The organism is Paenibacillus glycinis (assembly GCF_009909185.1).
Lineage (GTDB): Bacteria > Bacillota > Bacilli > Paenibacillales > Paenibacillaceae > Paenibacillus_Z > Paenibacillus_Z glycinis.
The window spans coordinates 542,727-561,043 of the sequence record NZ_JAAAMV010000001.1; the positions used below are offsets into that span (position 1 = coordinate 542,727).

General features: G+C 59.9%; 17 protein-coding genes. 1 reads left to right on the top strand and 16 read right to left on the bottom strand.

Annotated elements, in window-relative coordinates:
* Position 1: 1 nt before the first annotated feature.
* The 16 genes from GT019_RS02620 to lspA form a co-directional block, all read right to left on the bottom strand.
* The gene (locus GT019_RS02620) at positions 2-1,075 is read right to left on the bottom strand and encodes an efflux RND transporter periplasmic adaptor subunit (RefSeq protein WP_161740870.1); all 1,074 of its coding nucleotides are present in this window, start codon (positions 1,073-1,075) and stop codon (positions 2-4) included.
* Positions 1,041-1,805, bottom strand: coding sequence for an ABC transporter ATP-binding protein (locus tag GT019_RS02625; RefSeq protein ID WP_161740872.1), 765 nt, complete (start codon positions 1,803-1,805; stop codon positions 1,041-1,043). Before GT019_RS02625 ends, GT019_RS02620 begins: the two co-directional genes overlap by 35 nt.
* A 227-nt stretch (positions 1,806-2,032) precedes the next feature.
* Positions 2,033-2,878 (bottom strand): ABC transporter permease, encoded by an 846-nt coding sequence (locus tag GT019_RS02630; RefSeq protein WP_161740874.1) that lies wholly within the window; start codon positions 2,876-2,878, stop codon positions 2,033-2,035.
* Positions 2,862-3,695, bottom strand: a complete 834-nt coding sequence (locus GT019_RS02635) for an ABC transporter permease (RefSeq protein WP_161740876.1) — start codon at positions 3,693-3,695, stop codon at positions 2,862-2,864. Before GT019_RS02635 ends, GT019_RS02630 begins: the two co-directional genes overlap by 17 nt.
* Positions 3,696-3,701: 6 nt before the next feature.
* Positions 3,702-4,691, bottom strand: a complete 990-nt coding sequence (locus GT019_RS02640; RefSeq protein WP_161740878.1) for an ABC transporter ATP-binding protein — start codon at positions 4,689-4,691, stop codon at positions 3,702-3,704.
* 451 nt (positions 4,692-5,142) lie between these two features.
* Positions 5,143-5,382: a hypothetical protein gene (locus GT019_RS02645; RefSeq protein ID WP_161740880.1), complete on the bottom strand. Its 240-nt coding sequence runs from the start codon at positions 5,380-5,382 to the stop codon at positions 5,143-5,145.
* A gap of 196 nt (positions 5,383-5,578) precedes the next feature.
* Positions 5,579-6,226: an orotate phosphoribosyltransferase gene (gene pyrE, locus GT019_RS02650; RefSeq protein ID WP_161740882.1), complete on the bottom strand. Its 648-nt coding sequence runs from the start codon at positions 6,224-6,226 to the stop codon at positions 5,579-5,581.
* Positions 6,227-6,994 (bottom strand): orotidine-5'-phosphate decarboxylase, encoded by a 768-nt coding sequence (pyrF, locus tag GT019_RS02655; RefSeq protein ID WP_407945057.1) that lies wholly within the window; start codon positions 6,992-6,994, stop codon positions 6,227-6,229.
* 66 nt (positions 6,995-7,060) lie between these two features.
* Positions 7,061-10,279, bottom strand: a complete 3,219-nt coding sequence (gene carB / locus GT019_RS02660; RefSeq protein ID WP_161740884.1) for a carbamoyl-phosphate synthase large subunit — start codon at positions 10,277-10,279, stop codon at positions 7,061-7,063.
* On the bottom strand, positions 10,266-11,411 hold the full coding sequence (carA, locus tag GT019_RS02665) for a glutamine-hydrolyzing carbamoyl-phosphate synthase small subunit (RefSeq protein ID WP_161740886.1): 1,146 nt from the start codon (positions 11,409-11,411) through the stop codon (positions 10,266-10,268). Before carA ends, carB begins: the two co-directional genes overlap by 14 nt.
* 37 nt (positions 11,412-11,448) lie before the next feature.
* Positions 11,449-12,738: a dihydroorotase gene (locus GT019_RS02670; RefSeq protein ID WP_161740887.1), complete on the bottom strand. Its 1,290-nt coding sequence runs from the start codon at positions 12,736-12,738 to the stop codon at positions 11,449-11,451.
* A 24-nt stretch (positions 12,739-12,762) separates the two neighbouring features.
* Positions 12,763-13,665, bottom strand: coding sequence for an aspartate carbamoyltransferase catalytic subunit (locus GT019_RS02675; RefSeq protein WP_161740889.1), 903 nt, complete (start codon positions 13,663-13,665; stop codon positions 12,763-12,765).
* A 16-nt stretch (positions 13,666-13,681) separates the two neighbouring features.
* Positions 13,682-14,212, bottom strand: coding sequence for a bifunctional pyr operon transcriptional regulator/uracil phosphoribosyltransferase PyrR (pyrR, locus tag GT019_RS02680; protein WP_161740891.1), 531 nt, complete (start codon positions 14,210-14,212; stop codon positions 13,682-13,684).
* A gap of 279 nt (positions 14,213-14,491) precedes the next feature.
* Positions 14,492-15,727 (bottom strand): LL-diaminopimelate aminotransferase, encoded by a 1,236-nt coding sequence (locus GT019_RS02685; protein WP_161740893.1) that lies wholly within the window; start codon positions 15,725-15,727, stop codon positions 14,492-14,494.
* Positions 15,728-15,937: 210 nt separating this feature from the next.
* Entirely contained in the window at positions 15,938-16,906 is a 969-nt protein-coding gene (locus GT019_RS02690; RefSeq protein WP_161740895.1) for an RluA family pseudouridine synthase, read from the bottom strand.
* Entirely contained in the window at positions 16,860-17,363 is a 504-nt protein-coding gene (lspA, locus tag GT019_RS02695; protein WP_201755224.1) for a signal peptidase II, read from the bottom strand. The genes GT019_RS02690 and lspA overlap by 47 nt, the downstream gene beginning before the upstream one ends.
* A gap of 199 nt (positions 17,364-17,562) precedes the next feature.
* Between lspA and GT019_RS02700 the strand changes: the two genes are divergently transcribed.
* Entirely contained in the window at positions 17,563-18,279 is a 717-nt protein-coding gene (locus GT019_RS02700) for a TraR/DksA C4-type zinc finger protein (RefSeq protein WP_161740899.1), read from the top strand.
* Positions 18,280-18,317 lie beyond the last annotated feature (38 nt).

Here is an 18,317-nt window from a genome sequence, read left to right on the forward strand (position 1 = left end):
GTTATCGACCTACGACTTTCTGCCCCGGCGTCAACCCTTTGAGGATTTCCACTTCCGTCGCGGTTTGCTGCCCGACTTCCACGTCCACCTCGCGTTTGCCGTCCGCATCGACGATTTGCACGTACGTGCGCGATCCGATGGAACGCAGCGCGGACGGCGGAATGACGATGGCGTTTTCCTTGCGGTCCATGATGATCGAGATCGATAACGGCGTGCCGCGCGTGACGCCTTTCGGCAGCGGCTTATCCAAGGTGACCGTCAGGAAATCTTCGGGTCTTTCGGGTTTTTGCCCTCCGCCGTTGCCCCCGTTGCCGCCATTGCCGTCATCGGTCGAGACGACGGGCAGCTGCGACACTTTCCCCGTCAACTCGCCCGCGTTGTTGATGTCCACGACGACGGGCATGCCGACCGCGACGCCTTCGAGCTCATCCTGCGTCATGATCGCGGCAGCCGTCAGTTTGCTCGTATCGGCGATGATGCAGATCGGGTCGTAGGCTTTGATGGCATCGCCCTTCGATACGTTCAAGCTGACGACCGTGCCGGTGAACGGCGCGGTCAGTTCCGCCTTGGCGATCTCGCCTTCGGCATCGGCCAATGCCTGGCGCTTCTCCTCGAAGGCGATCTTCGCCAGCTCGAATTCGATCGGATCCATCTCGTCCTTCTTGCGCAGCGTATCCTTCATCTGCAGCTCATCCTTGGAGAAGTTCAGCTTATCGGAACGAAGCTGCTTGCGCATGTCGTCCACGTCGAGCGAACCGATGACCTGGCCGGCGGTCACCTTCTGACCGATCTTCACGTTCAGGTCCTTCAATCGTTTGCCGTCCAGCGTAAAATAGAGCGTTTCTTCCTGCGTGGCAATCATTTTGCCGATTTCCGTCTTCTTCGTTTCCAGCGTCGTCGTCGTCACTTCATACTCCGGCTTCTTGGAGATTTGCGGCGGCGCGATCTCCGGCAGCACTTCTTCGGGGTCCTCGTTCGGCAGCAGCGAGCAGCCGCTCGATACGAGCAGCGAAGCGCCGATGACGACGACGGCAGCCGCCTTAAATGAATTTCCCGTCAACCATTTCGTAAACATGATCGGCAACCTCCAAAATCGTGGGATCGTGCGTTGTCATACAAATCGTTACTTGTTCGGTGCGAATGATCGTTTGGAAGACCGCCATAATCTGAGCGGCCATCTGCGAATCGAGCTCGGCCGTCGGTTCGTCCGCCAGCAGCAGGCTCGGCCGATGGGCGATCGCTTTGGCGATGGCGACGCGCTGCTGCTCACCCCCGGACAGCTCGAAGGGACGATGGCGCATCCGCTTGGCGAGGCCGACGAGGTCGAGGCAGTGTTCTACCCGCGATTTCCATTCCCCGCCGGGAACGCCCGCCATGCGCAGCGACAGCTCCACGTTCTCGTAGGCCGACAACAGCGGCATTAAAGCGAATGCCTGAAAAATAAAGCCCATTTCCTTGCGCCTGACCTTCGTGCGCTGGTCGTCGCCCATCTTATGGAACGGCAGGTCGTGGAAAAAAATATGTCCTTTGGTCGGCTGGTCCAGCCCGCCGATCATGTTGAGCAGCGTCGTTTTGCCGGAGCCCGAACGCCCTCGCAGCATGACCAGCTGCCGGGGCTTGAGTTCCATATGAAGACCCTTCAGCACGTGCAGCGGTTGACCGCCGACCTGAAAGGTTCGTTCGACACCTTCTACGACCAGCAGCGGTTTCGCATCGGCGCTTGCTTCCGATGACCGTTGATCGTTCTTATGTACGTCGTTTTCGACTGCTTCAGCCACGGAATGCCTGCTTTTCCACCATCCCATTTGACCGCGAAACCTCCTTCCTATGAGAAAACTCTAATCTTGCTAACGTTTAGACGCTCGTTGGGAACAAAAGGTTACACCGGTTGCGGACTTTAGGAGAATTTAATATAAAAAACCCGCTGCCCGCGGTCGATGTCGAACCGCGGGCAGCAGGGGTTCTTCGGCGCCAACCGGCGAGCGGCGGCGAGCGGCGCATGACATCTCCCGGCCGCCGGCGCGAATCCGCCTCAGCCTCTAAGCGTGATGGCGTTGCCGGATGCGTATCGCTTCAGTCCCAGCCTGAACGCAAGGACGGCCAGCGCGCCGAACGCGAGCGTCGCCGCGACCGCTTTCCAGACGAAAGCCGGATCGAAATCGCGCAGCAGGCCGATCGGCAGGAAGCTGATGAAGCCCGCGGGCAGCAGCGTGAAGAGCAGCGTCCTTGCCAGCCCTTTGAATATATCGGACGGGTACGTCGACAGCGCGACGAAGCTGTTGAATACCTGCTGCGCCAGCCCTTCCGCGTTACCGATGAAGAAGGCGAGGCACCCGGCCAGAATCGTAATGCCCATGAACAGCAGGCCGCTGAGCAGCAGGCCGAGGAGGAACTGCAGCAAGCCCGCGAGCGAATGATTGCCGACCCAAGCGTAGACGACCAGCCCGAAGAAGAAATCCCCCGCCGCCGTCAGCGACATGCGGCTGGCCAATACGTGAAGCAGCACCGGCTTCGGCTGCGACAGATAGACGTCCAATTGCCCGGCGGCGACGATCGGCGCGATGCGGTTGAAGTTGCCGAACAGCATATTGGCCCAGCCGAAGCCGCCCGCGCCGACGGCCCACATCATCATCACGTCGCCCATCTCCCAGCCGTTGACGACCTGGAACTTCCCGAAGAACAGGCTCCAGAAGAACAGCCACATGAAGTTATTGATGAACATCATGCCCGCCATCATGAAGAAGCTCGCCCGATACTCCATCGCCGAAGCGAGATTCACCTTCCAGCAGGTGATCAGAAACGCCAGCGTTCCCCGCAATCGTCCGGTGCGAGAGACGGATCGCAACCCACCGGCCTGTTCATTATCCTCCGTTGACATGCAGCTTCGACACTCCTCTCCTGTACATGAGCATGACGGCTGCCGCGAGCACCGCGATCCACGCCGCCTGAATGACGAATTGCTGCAGCAGCGGGGCGGCGCCGAAATTGACCGCCGTTCGCGCGGGAAAGTACAGCATCGCCTGAAACGGCAACCAGGCGCATACCCGCTGCAGCGGCTCCGGCATCAGATCGAGCGGCAGCAGCATGCCGCCGACGGTGAACTGCAGCTTGTGCAGCACGAATTCCATGCCCCTCGTCTCCTCGACCCACAAGGCGCATAGCGCCACGATCATATTCAGCAGAAACGCGATCGTGAGCGCGCCGAGCGTCAGCGAGAACAAGCCGGCCCACCCCAGTCCGAACGTCGGCGGTCCGACGCACAGCCAGGCGATGGCCCCGCCGACCGCCAGATGAATGTAGAACCGGAAGACCGCCTCCGACAGGTACGCGGCATAATGATAACCGATATAAGAGAGCGGCCGAATGAGGCGGATCGCGATGTCGCCGTTCTTCACCTCGTTCTCGATCAGCCCGCAAAGCGCGGGCACGCCCATCGTGATCGCTTCCGTGAACACGAGGTACCAGATGATCTGCTTCAGCGTAAAGCCGTTGATGACGCGTCCGGCGTCGCCGTCGTAAGCGGCGGACCAGAGCTGGACGAACACATACAGGATCATCAGCATGAAGCTTGCGCGCATGATGAAATCCGTTTTGTAGGCCATCTGCTGCTTCATCGTAATCCGGGCGACGGCCCCCGCTTTCTTGCTCCTTGCCGACAGAAGCTCCAACCTATCCCCGAAGACTCGGCTGCCCATGGTCCGCTAGCCTCCCGTTCCGTAAATATGCGCGATGATTTCCTCCATCGGCGGGTCCTCGACGGTCACGTCGTCGAGCCGGTACGTGCCGATGACCGTGCCGAGCACGGCTTCGATATCGGTGACCGCGAGATCGACGCCCAGCTTCAGCCGGCGCCCTTCGCCCGCGATCACCTCAGTGCCGGGAAGCGGCGGCAGCATGGAAGCATCATAGCCGGCCGCCAGCGTCAGCGAGATGATCTTGCGGTTCAGCACCTCCCGCTTCAGCCGGTCGACGGGCGCATCCAGCAGGATCCCGCCGTGATGAATGACGACCGCCCGCGAACAAAGCTCTTCCATGTCGCCCGCATCATGCGAGGTCAGGAAGACGGTCGTTCCCTCGTCCCGGTTCACCTCGCGGATCAGCTCCCGGATGCGCTGCTTGACGACGACGTCCAGCCCGATCGTCGGTTCGTCGAGGAAGAGCAGCTGCGGACGGTGCAGGAACGACACGGCGATCTCGCAGCGCATCCGCTCGCCGAGCGACAGCTTCCGCACGGGCGTATGCAGATAAGGTCCAAGCTCGAAGCGCTCGATCAAATCGTCCCGGCGGGCATGATAGTCCGCGCGGTCCAGCTCGTAAATCCGGCTGATCAGGTCGAACGTGTCGATCGGCGGCAGGTGATACCACAGCTGCGACTTCTGTCCGAACACCGCCCCGATGCGGAAAGCCAGCTTCTCCCGCTCCCGCCAAGGCGTGCAGCCGAGCACCTTCGCTTCGCCTGACGAGGGATGCAGGATGCCGGTCAGCATCTTGATCGTCGTCGATTTGCCCGCGCCGTTCGGCCCGAGGAACGCGACCATCTCGCCCCGCTGCACCGTCAGATCGATGCTCCGCACTGCCACCTTCTCCTCCCAGCTCGGCTTCAGCAGCGACCGGAAGCTGCCCGCCAAGCCGGCGTCCTTGCGTTTGACCGTGAATACCTTCCGCAATGCCTGCGTCTGCAATGCGACCACCTGCCCCGCCCCCTTTGCGTATTTCGGCGCTTCTTCCCGATAAAGCAAAAAAGACCTCCGACAAGCGCCGCCCAGTCATGCTGGGTGGAACTTGCCGAAGGTCTTTTATCCCTACGGTGTGGCAAGACGTATCGTCCTCTGCCTGGCTTCGCTCGGTTCGCCTTGAAGCGGATCCCTAGAAACCCTTCCATTTAATGTAACATATTACCATCGCATTTGCGGGCTGGCAAGAGGTTTTTTGTCTTCTTGTCCTTCTCCCAACCGCTGCAGGCGGCACGAAGAAAGTCCGGGAAAAAATGACCGGAGGGCGGTTCGGAATTGGAGCAACGCAGTGGTCGCCTTTGTAGACAGAATTCCACCTCTAATCATTTATGCAATGAGAAAATCTGTCTACAACAGCGAGCGGAGACCCGAACCGGCCGCAGGTCATTTTTTCCGCTCCGGACCCCATTCATGCCGTGTGCAGCAAATCCTCCATCATCGTGATCAGCCTTGTCCGCATCTGCTGCAGCCGCGCGGCGATCCGCTCGAGCGCGCCGTGGTTCCGGGCATCTATCGCATCGAAGGCCTGCCGCATCCGGCTGTACGCCTCGTCCATTTGCAGAATCTCGTCGCATTTCTCCAAGTTCCGATCGTATATGCGCACCCGGTACAGCAAGTCTTCCGTCGAATCCATCAATCGTTGATACATCGCATTCATAGTCGCTTCCTCGCATTCTCTTCATCTATTTGGCAATAATCCAGTGTATGAGGCAGGTTAGCTACATATAACCGATTGACGGAAAAGCGAAACAACTTGTCCGGCGCACGCAAAAAAACAGGACCCGGGCGCATGCCCGGAATCCTGTTCACCGTCGTTCATCTGCCGCTCATCTTCGAGGGTGCGATTAAACCCCGAAAGCTTGCGGATTCTCGCGCCACGATTGCAGCAGCTCGACGTCGCTCGATTGCACGATGCCGTTCTCGACGGCAACGTCGATGAGCGCCGAGTAATTCGAAAGCGTCGCGAGCGGGATGCCCTCTTTTGCGAATGCCTCGGTCGCCTGCGGGAATTGATACGTGAAGATCGCCACGACGCCCTGCACCTCGCAGCCGGCTTCGCGTACCGCGACCGCCGCTTTCAGCGAGCTGCCGCCGGTCGAGATCAGATCCTCGATCAGCACGATCTTTTGGCCCGGCTCGAAATGGCCTTCGATCTGATTCGTTTTGCCGTGGCCCTTCGCTTTGTCCCGCACGTACAGCATCGGCAGGTTCAGCTTTTGCGCGACCCAAGCCGCATGCGGAATGCCGCCCGTCGCGATGCCGGCGACCGCTTGGCAGTCCGGGTATTGCGCGCGGATGATCGTCGCGAAGCCTTCCGCGATCAGGTCGCGAATCGCCGGATAGGACATCGTCAGGCGGTTATCGCAATAAATCGGCGATTTCATGCCGGAGGTCCAGGTGAACGGCTCGTTCGGGCGAAGGGCGACCGCGTTGATCTGCAGCAAGCCCTTGGCGATTTCGGTTGGCAATTGTTCCAGCGTGGATGATGTCATCTATACCAGCTCCTCGATTATGGATTCCAAAGCTTGTCTCGGATCGGGCGCCCCCGTAATCGGACGTCCGATGACCATATAATCCGTTCCTTGCTCCAGTGCTTGGCGGGGCGTCATGATGCGGGACTGGTCGCCGATGTCCGCTCCGGCCGGGCGAATGCCCGGCGTGATCGTTTGAAACGATGCGCCGCAGGCCGATTTGATCAGCTGCACCTCCTGCGGGGAGGCGACGACGCCGCCCAGGCCCGCTTCCTGCGCCAGCTTGGCGTAGCGCACGACCGCGTCCGCGACGGAACCGCCGATGCCGATCTCGTCGTTCAGTACCGTTTGGCTCGTGCTGGTCAGCTGCGTCACGGCAATAACGAGCGGCCGCCGCAGACCGGCATTTCCGCTCAACGCCTGCTCGACGCCTTCCATCGCCGCCCGCATCATGGCCGATCCGCCGGCCGCGTGCACGTTGAACACGTCGACGCCGAGCTTGGCGATGCTGTTCGCCCCGCCTTTGACCGTGTTCGGGATGTCGTGCATTTTCAGGTCCAGGAACACCTTGTAGCCGCGCGCCTTCAGATCCGCGACGAAGCCCGGCCCCGCCGCGTAGAACAGCTGCATGCCGACCTTCATGAAACACGGAATGCCCTCCAGGCTTCGCACCAGCGCTTCCGCCGCGGCGGCATTCGGATAATCGAGCGCGACCATGACGCGTCCCGCCGCTTCTTCCCAGCTTCGCTTCATCTGCTCCAGTCCCTTCGTCTTTGTCGGTTTATGCATGGCGAAAGCCTGCTTGGGGGCAGGCTTTCGCGGCCGGATAACGGCCATTCGTTTGTTCGCTTGCGATTATTTCTGCGCGAGTACCGGCATCGGACGCGAGGAGAAATTGATCGTTTGCAGCATGTTGAGCAGCGCCCGAACCGTATCGAGCGAGGTCATGCAGACGACGCCGTTCTCGACCGCTTCGCGGCGAATGCGGAAACCGTCGCGTTCCGGCGTCTTGCCTTTCGTCAACGTGTTGACGACGAAGTGCGCTTGTCCGTCGCGGATCAGATCCAGGATGTTCGGCGAGCCCTCGCTCAGTTTGTTCACGGTTTTCACGCGCAGGCCCGCTTCTTCCAACGCCGTTGCCGTGCCGCCCGTCGCGATGATGTTGTAGCCCAGCTCGTAGAAGCCGCGCAAAATCTCGATCGCCTCCGGTTTGTCCTTGTCGGCCACCGTCGCGATGATGGAGCCCGTCGGCGGGATGCGCATCCCCGCGCCCACGAGGCCCTTGTACAGAGCTTTCGCGTACTGTTGATCGCGCCCCATGACCTCGCCCGTCGATTTCATCTCCGGCGTCAGCGTCGGATCGACGCGGCGCAGCTTCGCGAAGGAGAAGACCGGTACTTTCACGGACACGAACTCGTCTTCCGGCCACAAGCCCTCGACGTAGCCGAGATCCGCCAGCTTCGTGCCGAGAATCGCTTGCGTGGCCAGGTTGGCCATCGGGATGTTCGTCACTTTGCTCAGGAACGGCACCGTGCGCGACGAGCGCGGATTGACCTCGATGACGTACACTTCGTCCTGGAAGATGACGAATTGGATGTTGACCAGGCCGATGACGTTCAAGCCGCGCGCGATCTTGATCGTGATGTCGACCATTTTCTGCTGCAGCTCGCGCGAGATCGACTGCGGCGGGTACACCGCGATGGAGTCGCCGGAGTGAACGCCCGCGCGCTCGACATGCTCCATGATGCCCGGGATGAGCACCGTATCGCCGTCGCAGATCGCGTCGACTTCGGCTTCCTTGCCCAGCATGTAACGGTCGATCAGAACCGGATGCTCCGGATTGATCTTGACCGCTTGCACCATGTAGGTCAACAGCTCCTCGTCGGAGTAGACGATCTCCATGGCGCGGCCGCCGAGGACGTACGACGGGCGCACCAGCACCGGATAGCCGAGGCCTTGGGCGACGGCGACCGCTTCGTCCACGGACGTTACCGTCGAGCCTTGCGGCTGCATCACGTTCAACTCGCGAAGCAGCGCTTCGAATTTCTTGCGATCCTCCGCCGTGTCGATGCTCTCCAGGCTCGAGCCCAGGATGCGCACGCCGGCTTTCGTCAGCGGCGCCGCGAGGTTGATCGCCGTCTGGCCGCCGAACTGCACGATGACGCCGATCGGCTTCTCCTGCTCGATGACGTTCATGACGTCCTCGAAGAACAGCGGCTCGAAGTACAGGCGGTCGGACGTGCTGAAGTCCGTCGATACGGTCTCCGGGTTGTTATTGATGATGACCGCTTCGTAGCCGGCCTTCTGAATCGCCCATACGGCATGCACCGTGGAGTAGTCGAACTCGATGCCTTGGCCGATCCGGATCGGGCCGGAACCGAGCACGAGCACCTTCTGTTTGTCGGACTCCGTCACTTCGTTCTCTACCTCGTAGGTCGAGTAGTAGTACGGCGTCGTCGCTTCGAATTCGGCGGCGCACGTATCGACCATCTTGTAGACCGGTTTCAACTCCAGCTCCGCGCGGTAGGCGCGGATATCGAACTCGTTCGTGTACGTCGATTGGTTGCCTTCGCGGCGGATCTCCGCGATGGAACGGTCCGAGAAGCCTTTGCGCTTCGCTTGGTACAGCAGTTCTTTCGACAAGACGGAAGCGCCGCGAAGCTCGGCTTCGAAGGCGACGATGCCTTCGATCTTATCGAGGAACCACCAATCGATATTCGTCAGGTCTTGGATGTCCTGCAGCTGGTAGCCGCGGCGGAACGCTTCCGCCACGAGGAACATCCGCTCGTCGTCCGGCTTCTGCAGGCGCAGGCGCAGCGTGTCCTCGTCCAATTCGGACGCGTCCTTCAAGTGAATGCGGTGCGCGCCGATCTCGAGCGAGCGGACCGCTTTGTGAATCGACTCCTCGAACGTCCGGCCGATGGCCATGACTTCGCCGGTCGCTTTCATTTGCGTGCCGAGCTTGCGGTTCGCGTTGATGAATTTATCGAACGGCCAGCGCGGGATCTTGGACACGATGTAATCCAGCGTCGGCTCGAACATGGCGTAGGTTTGGCCCGTTACCGGGTTGACGATCTCGTCGAGCGTATAGCCGACGGCGATCTTGGCGGCCATCTTGGCGATCGGATAGCCCGTCGCCTTGGAAGCCAGCGCGGACGAACGGCTTACCCGCGGGTTGACCTCGATGACGTAGTATTGGAAGCTGAACGGGTCGAGCGCGAATTGCACGTTGCAGCCGCCTTCGATGTTCAGCGCGCGGATGATCTTGAGCGAGGCCGAGCGGAGCATCTGGTACTCGCGGTCGGACAGCGTCTGGCTCGGCGCCACGACGATGGAATCGCCGGTATGTACGCCGACGGGATCGAAGTTCTCCATGTTGCACACGACGATGCAGTTATCGTTCGCGTCGCGCATGACTTCGTATTCGACTTCCTTCATGCCCGCGATCGATTTCTCGATCAGGCATTGGCTGATCGGGCTGTACCGGATGCCCGACGCGACGATCTCGCGCAGCTCGGTCTCGTTCGCGCAGATCCCGCCGCCGGTGCCGCCTAGCGTGTAAGCCGGACGGACGATGATCGGATAGCCGATCTCATTCGAGAAATCCACCGCGTCTTCGATGGTCGTCACGATGACGCTCTCCGGTACAGGTTGTTCCAGCTCGCGCATCAGATCGCGGAACAAGTCCCGGTCCTCCGCTTTCTCGATCGCCGTCAGCTGCGTGCCGAGTAGCTGCACGTTCTCGCGCTCCAGCACGCCCGCGCGCGCCAGTTCGACCGCCATGTTGAGGCCGGTTTGTCCGCCGAGGGTAGGCAGCAAGCCGTCCGGACGCTCCTGGCGAATGATTTGGGTGACGAAATCCAGCGTAATCGGCTCGATGTATACTTTGTCCGCCATGTTCGTGTCGGTCATGATCGTGGCCGGGTTGCTGTTGATCAGCACGACCTCGTAGCCTTCTTCCTTCAGCGCTTGGCAAGCCTGCGTGCCGGCGTAGTCGAACTCGGCCGCTTGACCGATGACGATCGGGCCGGAGCCGATCACGAGAATCTTTTTCAGCTTGTTATTTCTGGGCATATTGCAGTTCTCCTCTCAATGATGCCGCCAATTGCGCTTGACGCGGTTTTTGCGGGTTGTTTTGTTTCGTGGTGCGGATCATCTCCAGGAACTGATCGAACAGGTAACTGCTATCCAGCGGACCGGGCGCCGCTTCCGGATGGTACTGCACGGAGAAAGCAGGTAATTCCGTATGCTTCAAGCCCTCGATCGTGCGGTCGTTGTTGTTGATGTGCGTAACCTCGAGCTTCGTGCCCGCCACGGATTCTTCAAGCACCGTGTAGCCGTGATTCTGCGAAGTGATGTAGCAGCGGTTCGTCGCCAACTCTTTGACGGGATGATTGCCGCCGCGGTGGCCGAATTTCAGCTTTGACGTGTCCGCGCCGCAAGCGAGCGCGAACAGTTGGTGGCCGAGGCAAATGCCGAAGATCGGATATTCGCCGAGGAGCTCTTGGATCATCTTCACGGCATGCGGCACGTCTTTCGGGTCGCCGGGGCCGTTGGACAGCTGGATGCCGTCCGGGTTGAGCTTGCGGATTTGCTCCGCCGTCGTGTCCTGCGGCACGACGACGACGTCGCAGCCGCGCTTCGTCAGCTCGCGCAGGATGCCGCTCTTCGCGCCGTAGTCGACGAGCACGATGCGCTCGCGGTCGCCGGGGCTCGTGAAGATGCTTTTGGTCGACGTACGCGCCACTTGGTCGCGCATCAGCGGCGTCGCGGACAAGCGCTCCTGCAGCTCTTCCACGCGTTCCGCGCCGGTCGTCAGGATGCCTTTCATCGTGCCGTGGTGGCGCAGGATGCGCGTCAGCATCCGGGTATCGATATCGCTGATGCCGATAATGCCGTGTTCCTTCAGCAAGCCGTCCAGCGTGTATTGCGCTCTCCAGTTGCTCGGGATCGGCTCGTGGCGGCGCACGACGAAGCCGTGGATGAACGGCGCGACCGTCTCGAAATCATCGCGCGTGATGCCGTAGTTGCCGACGAGGGGATAGGTCATGGTCACGATTTGACCGCAGTAGGACGGATCCGACAGCACCTCTTGGTACCCCGTAATCCCTGTATTAAATACGACCTCGCCGCTGGACTGTCCTTCGGCGCCAAAGCCGAGACCCGTAAACAGCGTGCCGTCTTCCAATAACAATCTTGCTTGCATCCGTATCACTCCTGTTCTCAAGTTGCGTGCTGCTCTCTTATTGTTCCGTCCAGACGATCTTGCCGTTCACGATGGTCGCCGCCGGCCAGCCGTACAGCTTCCAGCCGCCGAATGGCGTATTCTTGCCCTTGGAAGCGAACGAGGCCGGATCGACTTCACGTTCATGCTCAAGATCCACGATCGTAATATCCGCAGGAGCGCCTGCTTTCAAACGGCCGCTCGCCAGGCCGAACACGCGGGCCGGGTCCGAGGTCATCCGTCCGAGCAGGAAGCCGAGCGTCCATTTGCCGGTGCGGACGAAGCGGGTGTACAGGAGCGGGAAGGCCGTCTCGAAGCCGACGATGCCGAACGGCGCAAGCTGCATGCCGCGGGCCTTCTCCTCCGCGCTGTGCGGCGCGTGATCCGTCACGATGATGTCGAGCGTGCCGTCTTCCAGTCCTTCGATGACGGCCTGCACGTCGCGCGGGGTGCGGAGGGGCGGGTTCATTTTCCAATTCGCGTCCATGCCCGGAATGTCTTCGTCCGAGAGGATCAAGTGATGCGGGCACACCTCGGCGGTGACGTTGATGCCGAACTGCTTCGCATGCCGGATGAGGCGCACCGATTGCTCCGTGCTCACGTGGCAGACGTGATAGTGCACGCCCGTCGCTTCCGCCAGCAGGATATCCCGGCCGACGTGGATGGCTTCGGACTCGTTCGGAATGCCCTTCAAGCCGTTCTCCGCGGCGAATTTGCCTTCCGTGACCGCCGCGCCGACGACCAGCGAGTCGTCCTCGCAGTGCGCGATGACCGGCATGGCCATGGAAGCCGCCAGCTTCATGGCGTCCTTCATCATCTGGGCGTTCTGCACGCCGACGCCGTCGTCCGTGAAGCCGATCGCGCCCGCCTCTTTCAAGGAAGCGAAATCCGTCAGCTCGCGTCCCAGCTCGTTCTTCGTGATCGCCGCGTACGGGAGCACCTTGACGATGCCTGCATCGGCAGCTTTATCGAGGATATAGCGGACCGTATCGGCCGTATCCGTCACCGGGCGCGTGTTCGGCATGCAGGCGATCGTGGTGAATCCGCCCGCCGCCGCCGAGCGCGTGCCGCTCGCGATGTCCTCTTTGTATTCAAAGCCCGGTTCGCGCAGATGCACGTGCATGTCGATGAATCCCGCGGATACCAGCTTGCCGTTCGCGTCGATCGTTTCAAAGCCGTTCGTGTCCGGTCGGCCCGAGGAAGCGTCCGCGATCTCCGCGATGATGCCGTCCGCGATGCGAATATGCTTCAATTCCGTTTCTCCGGTTTCTTCGTTCCAGACCAACCCGTTCAAGATCCATGCTGCCATTCTATCGTTGACCCCTTTCGCTCGTTAGTTCAGTGCCCGTTCGATGACGGCCATCCGAATCGGTACGCCGTTCTGCATTTGCGTGAAAATCCGCGATTGGGGATGCTCCACCAGTTCATCGTCGATCTCGACGTTCCGGTTGATCGGCGCCGGATGCATGATGATCGCATGCGGCGCGATGCGCGAAGCCCGCTCCGTCGTCAACCCGTATTGCTCGCGGTAAGCCTCGGCCGTTCCCATCATGCCCGCTTCATGGCGCTCCAGCTGCACCCGCAGCAGCATGACGACATCCGCCTTCAGCGCTTCTTCCATCGTCACGAGCGGCGCGCCCAGCTCGGGCGCGGCCATGCTCGCCGGCGCGCAAAATTGCACGTTCGCGCCGAATTTCTGCAAGGCGTACAGATTCGAGCGCGCGACGCGGCTGTGCAGGATGTCCCCGATGATGGAGACCGTCAATCCTCGCAGCTCGCCGAATTGCTTGCGCATCGTATAGAGATCGAGCAGCGCCTGCGTAGGATGCTCGTTGTTGCCGTCGCCGGCGTTAATGAGCGGCACCTTGATCTTGGTCGCCAGGTCGGCGAGCACGCCGTTCGGCTTCAGCCGGATGACGCCGGCGTCGATGCCCATCGATTCCAGCGTGCGGACCGTATCGTAGATCGATTCGCCCTTCTGCACGCTCGACACGGCGGCCGCGAAGTTCAGCACTTCCGCGCCCAGCCGCTTCTCCGCGACTTCGAAGGAAAAGCGGGTTCTCGTGCTGTTCTCGAAAAACATATTCGCGATGAACTTGCCTTGCAGCGCCGGCTCGAGCTTATTCGAGCTAGCTTCCCAATACGCGGCGCGGTCCAAGATCGAGGCGATCTCGTCCATGCCGAGCTCCTTCAGCCCAAGCAAGCTTCGCCGATTCGTCAATGTTGCGGTTATCATATCGCGCGGCTCCCCCTCAATGGATAATCGTCACTTGATCGTTCTCGTCGACTTCCTGCAGAGAAACCTCGATTTGCTCTTGTTTCGACGTGGGCACGTTCTTCCCGACGTAATCGGGCCGGATCGGCAACTCTCTATGGCCCCGGTCGACCAACACCGCGAGCTGAATCATCTGCGGCCGTCCCAGATCCATCAGCGCGTCCATCGCCGCCCGGATCGTCCGTCCCGTATACAGCACGTCGTCGAACAGGATGACCCGTTTGTTCTTCACGTTCACGGAAGAGCCTGCCGCCGGTCGGATCGCGCTTCCTTCTTCCCGGTCATCGCGGTATTGCGTAATGTCGAGTTCCTGCACCTCGACGGGCAAACCTTCGATCTCGCGGATCTGCTCGGCGATGCGCTGGGCCAAGTAGATGCCCCGGGTGCGAATGCCGACGATCACGCAGTTGTCGATGCCCTTGTTCTTCTCGACGATCTCGTGGGCAATCCGCGTGAGCGCGCGCCGAATCGCCGTTTCGTCCATAATGACGCGATGCTGCTCATCCATTCGTATCAAGCGCCTCCTTGCATGATTGCGAAGTTCCATGGCCACAAAAAAACTCCTTGCGGCGTGCGCAAGGAGTTTCGTCGTTTTGCGGTATCAATCCGGGAAGTTGGACAAAGCCCACTTGCGCGAAGATGCGCCAGTGGTAGGGTTGTCCCCCTGTCGTTCGATTGATAAAACGATTCACGTTACCTTGCCAGCCTCTCTGGACTGAGTTAAAGGTACTGCTGTTTATCAAAAGAATTATGTCACATTCGACAATTCATGTCAATCGACTTTTGACTAAAGGCTCAATTTCGTGATCCGCTCGACCGCTTTTTCGGTATTCTCGCGGCTGCCGAACGCCGTTAAGCGGAAATAGCCTTGGCCCGCTTGGCCGAAGCCGACGCCGGGCGTACCGACAATATTCGCCTCGGACAGCAATTTGTCGAAGAAGGCCCAGGAATCGAGGCCGTTCGGCGTTTTGAGCCAGATGTACGGCGCGTTCACGCCGCCGAACACTTCAAGTCCGAGCGAGGCCAAGCCGTCGCGAATGATGCCGGCGTTCGTCATGTAGTAATCGATGATGGACGCGATTTGCGCTTTGCCTTCCGGCGTGTAGATCGCCGCTGCGCCACGCTGCGTCACGTAGGATACGCCGTTGAACTTCGTGGTGTGGCGGCGGTTCCACAGGTCGTTGACGAGAATCACGTTGCCGTCTTCGTCTTTGGCTTTCAGCTCGCGGGGAACCACGGTGTACGCGCAGCGAACGCCCGTGAAGCCTGCCGTCTTGGAGAAGCTGCGGAATTCGATCGCGACTTCCTTCGCGCCTTCGATCTCGTAGATCGAGCGCGGTACGTCGGCTTCTTGAATGAACGCTTCGTACGCGGAATCGTACAGAATGATGCAGTTGTTCGCTTTCGCGAAATCGACCCAACGCTTCAATTCATCCTTCGTCAGCGTCATGCCGGTCGGATTGTTCGGGTAGCAGAGGTAGATCAGATCCACTTTGCGATCGGGAAGGCTCGGCGTAAAGTCGTTGGATGCGTCGCATTTCAAATACACGATATTCTCGTATTGGTTCGTTTCCTTGTTGAATTTGCCGGAGCGCCCGGCCATGACGTTCGTGTCGACGTATACGGGGTACACCGGATCTTGCACCGCCACGACCGCGTTTTGGCTGAAGATCTCTTGGATGTTGCCGACGTCGCACTTCGAACCGTCGCTGACGAAGACTTCGTTCGTCGCGATGTCGATGCCGCGCGCTTTATAATCGTTCTCGATGATCGCGTTGATCAGAAAGTCGTAGCCTTGCTCCGGGCCGTAACCGCGGAACGTCGACGGATTCGCCAGCTCGTCCACGGCGTCGTGCATCGCTTTCGTGATGGCGTCGGGCAAACCGCGCGTGACGTCACCGATGCCGAGGCTGATGATTTGGGCATTCGGGTTCTCCTGCGTGAATTTCGTGCGGCGTTTCGCGATTTCGGAGAACAGGTAGCTGCCTTGAAGCTGCGTATAGTTGTGATTGATTTGCGTCATTGGCGTTTATCTCACCCTTCGATTCCAAGTTTATAGTTTATCATAATCATAGCGTAACGGAAGCGGCCGACCACATAAAGGATTTAGCGAAAAGTTTGCATTATTTCGTGCCTGGATATGGTGACCGAGGCGTGCATTTCCCGACCTGCGCCTTAATGAGCCGGCGAATGCTGCATTAGCGGTTCTCCGTCGGAGGATGCAACCAATCGCCTATCGCTGCCGCAATATCGTAAGCTCGTGCTCCATGTCCGCCGGAATCGGCGCGCGGAACTCCAAATATTCGCCGGAACGGGGATGGACGAACCCGAGCACCGCCGCATGCAGCGCCTGCCCTTTAAGCCCGATCGTTTTGTTCCGCCCGTATACGGGATCGCCCGCGAGCGGATGATCGATGTATTTCATATGAACGCGAATCTGGTGCGTCCTTCCGGTCTCCAATTGAAGCTCGAGCAGCGTGTAATCGCCGAAACGCTCCACGACTTGAAAGTGGGTGACCGCTTCCTTGCTGCCCTTGTGAATGACCGTAAACTGCTTGCGGTCATGCGGGTCGCGGCCGATGGGCGCGTCGACCGTTCCGTTCTCGTGCGGCATGTTGCCGTGAACGAGCGCCATGTATTTGCGCGTCACGGTATGGGCCTTCAATTGGGCGGCAAGCGAAGCATGGGTCAAGTCGTTCTTCGCGGCCATGATCAGCCCCGATGTGTCTTTGTCGATGCGATGCACGATGCCCGGCCTCAGCACGCCGTTAATGCCGGACAGATCCTTGCAATGATGCATCAATGCGTTCACGACGGTTCCCGAATAATGGCCGGGCGCGGGATGAACGACCATGCCTCTCGGCTTGTTGACGACGATTACGTCGCTGTCCTCGTAGACGACATCGAGGGGGATATCCTGCGCTTCGATGACCGCTTCTTCGGGCTCAGGCACAATAACCGTGACCACGTCGGCCACGGTTAGTTTATAATTCGCCTTCGCTTCGCGGTTGTTCACGAGCACGGCTCCGCCCTTGATCCAGTCCTGCACCTGCGTGCGCGACACCGCGCCGTCTTCCATGCTCTCGGTCACGTATTTGTCGAGCCGTTCGCCGGCGTCCCGGTCCTCGACAGCGAAGACCATCGCCTCTTGCTCGTCATTGAATGAATTGGTGATTTTCGGATCCTTTTCGTTCTTGTTCATTGGAATTTGAATCTCCGTTCTCTTTCTTGGATGTCAGCAGCGCATCCAGCAGAATCAACGCGACGCCGACGCAAATGCCGGAATCCGCCAGGTTGAATACCGGGAACACGTAACTGCCGAACGTGAATTGCAGGAAATCGACGACTTGTCCGTACACCGCCCGGTCGATCAGATTGCCTACGGCGCCGCCAAGCACGAGGCCCAGTCCCGAAAGCAGCAGCGCTTTGCCGGAATTGCGGTTCTTCGCCATATACCAGACAATGCCGGCGACGACGACGAGCGTGATCGCGATGAACAGGATTCGCTGCTCCTGCAGGATGCTGAATGCCGCGCCTTTATTGCGAATCGAGGTGAGGATAAAGAAATCGCCTATCACGTGCTTCGTCTCGTACAAGTCCAGGCTGTGTTCCACCCATTTCTTGCTCAGATAATCGACCACGAGCACAAAAACTGCCAGCCAATAGTAGTAAAATTTCACGGCGAATGCCCCCTTATCCCCCACATTGTAGCATATCCCATCCGCATTCCACCAGCCGGAATACGCTTCTCCTTGGCAGTGTATCCATGATTGACCGCCTCTAAAAACGGCCGTTCATGCAAAAGCTAACGGCACGACATCAACGCCAATCCTTTCCCATGAAAGAGGGTAACTTCCGATGAGGAATCTGACGAACGCACAGCTTCGCGATATCCGCAGCAGGCTGATCGTGGAGAAGGCTGCCGCCGAGCAGCGGCTGGCCAGCCGCGAGCATTACGGGCTGGACGCCTCGCTCCGGGACGAGTCCGGGGATCTGTCCGCCTACGACAACCATCCCGCCGATGCCGCCACCGAAACGTACGAACGCGGGAAAGACCTCGCGCTTCACGAGCAGGAAGAGCTGCACCTGAACCGCATCGACGCGGCGCTCGGCGCCATGGAAGACGGCAGCTACGGCAACTGCTTGACATGCGGGCAACCGATCCCTGCCGCCCGTCTGCTGGCCCTTCCGGATACGCTCTATTGCGTGGAGCATTCGCCCCGCCAGGAAGTATCCGAGCATCGCCCCATCGAGGAGGAGTTCCTGCAGCCGCCGTTCGGCCGCACGAGCATGGACGACCACGAAGGCGGGTACAACGGCTTCGACGGCGAGGACGCCTGGCAGATCGTCGAGAGCTGGGGCAATTCCGACTCGCCGGCCATGTCCGAGAACCGCGACGTTGCTTCGTACGACGATATCGGCATCGAACAGGACGAGGCGGACGGCTACGTGGAAACGTTCGAAAGCTTCGTGGCGACCGACATCACCGGCAATCACCGTTATGTCGTCCGCAACGACGCCTACGACAAGTATTTGGAGCAAGACGAAGGCGATCACTTGCTGGAGAAGGAATAGCGGGATCGGACTTCTTTCGGATCGGGATTGCGAACGAT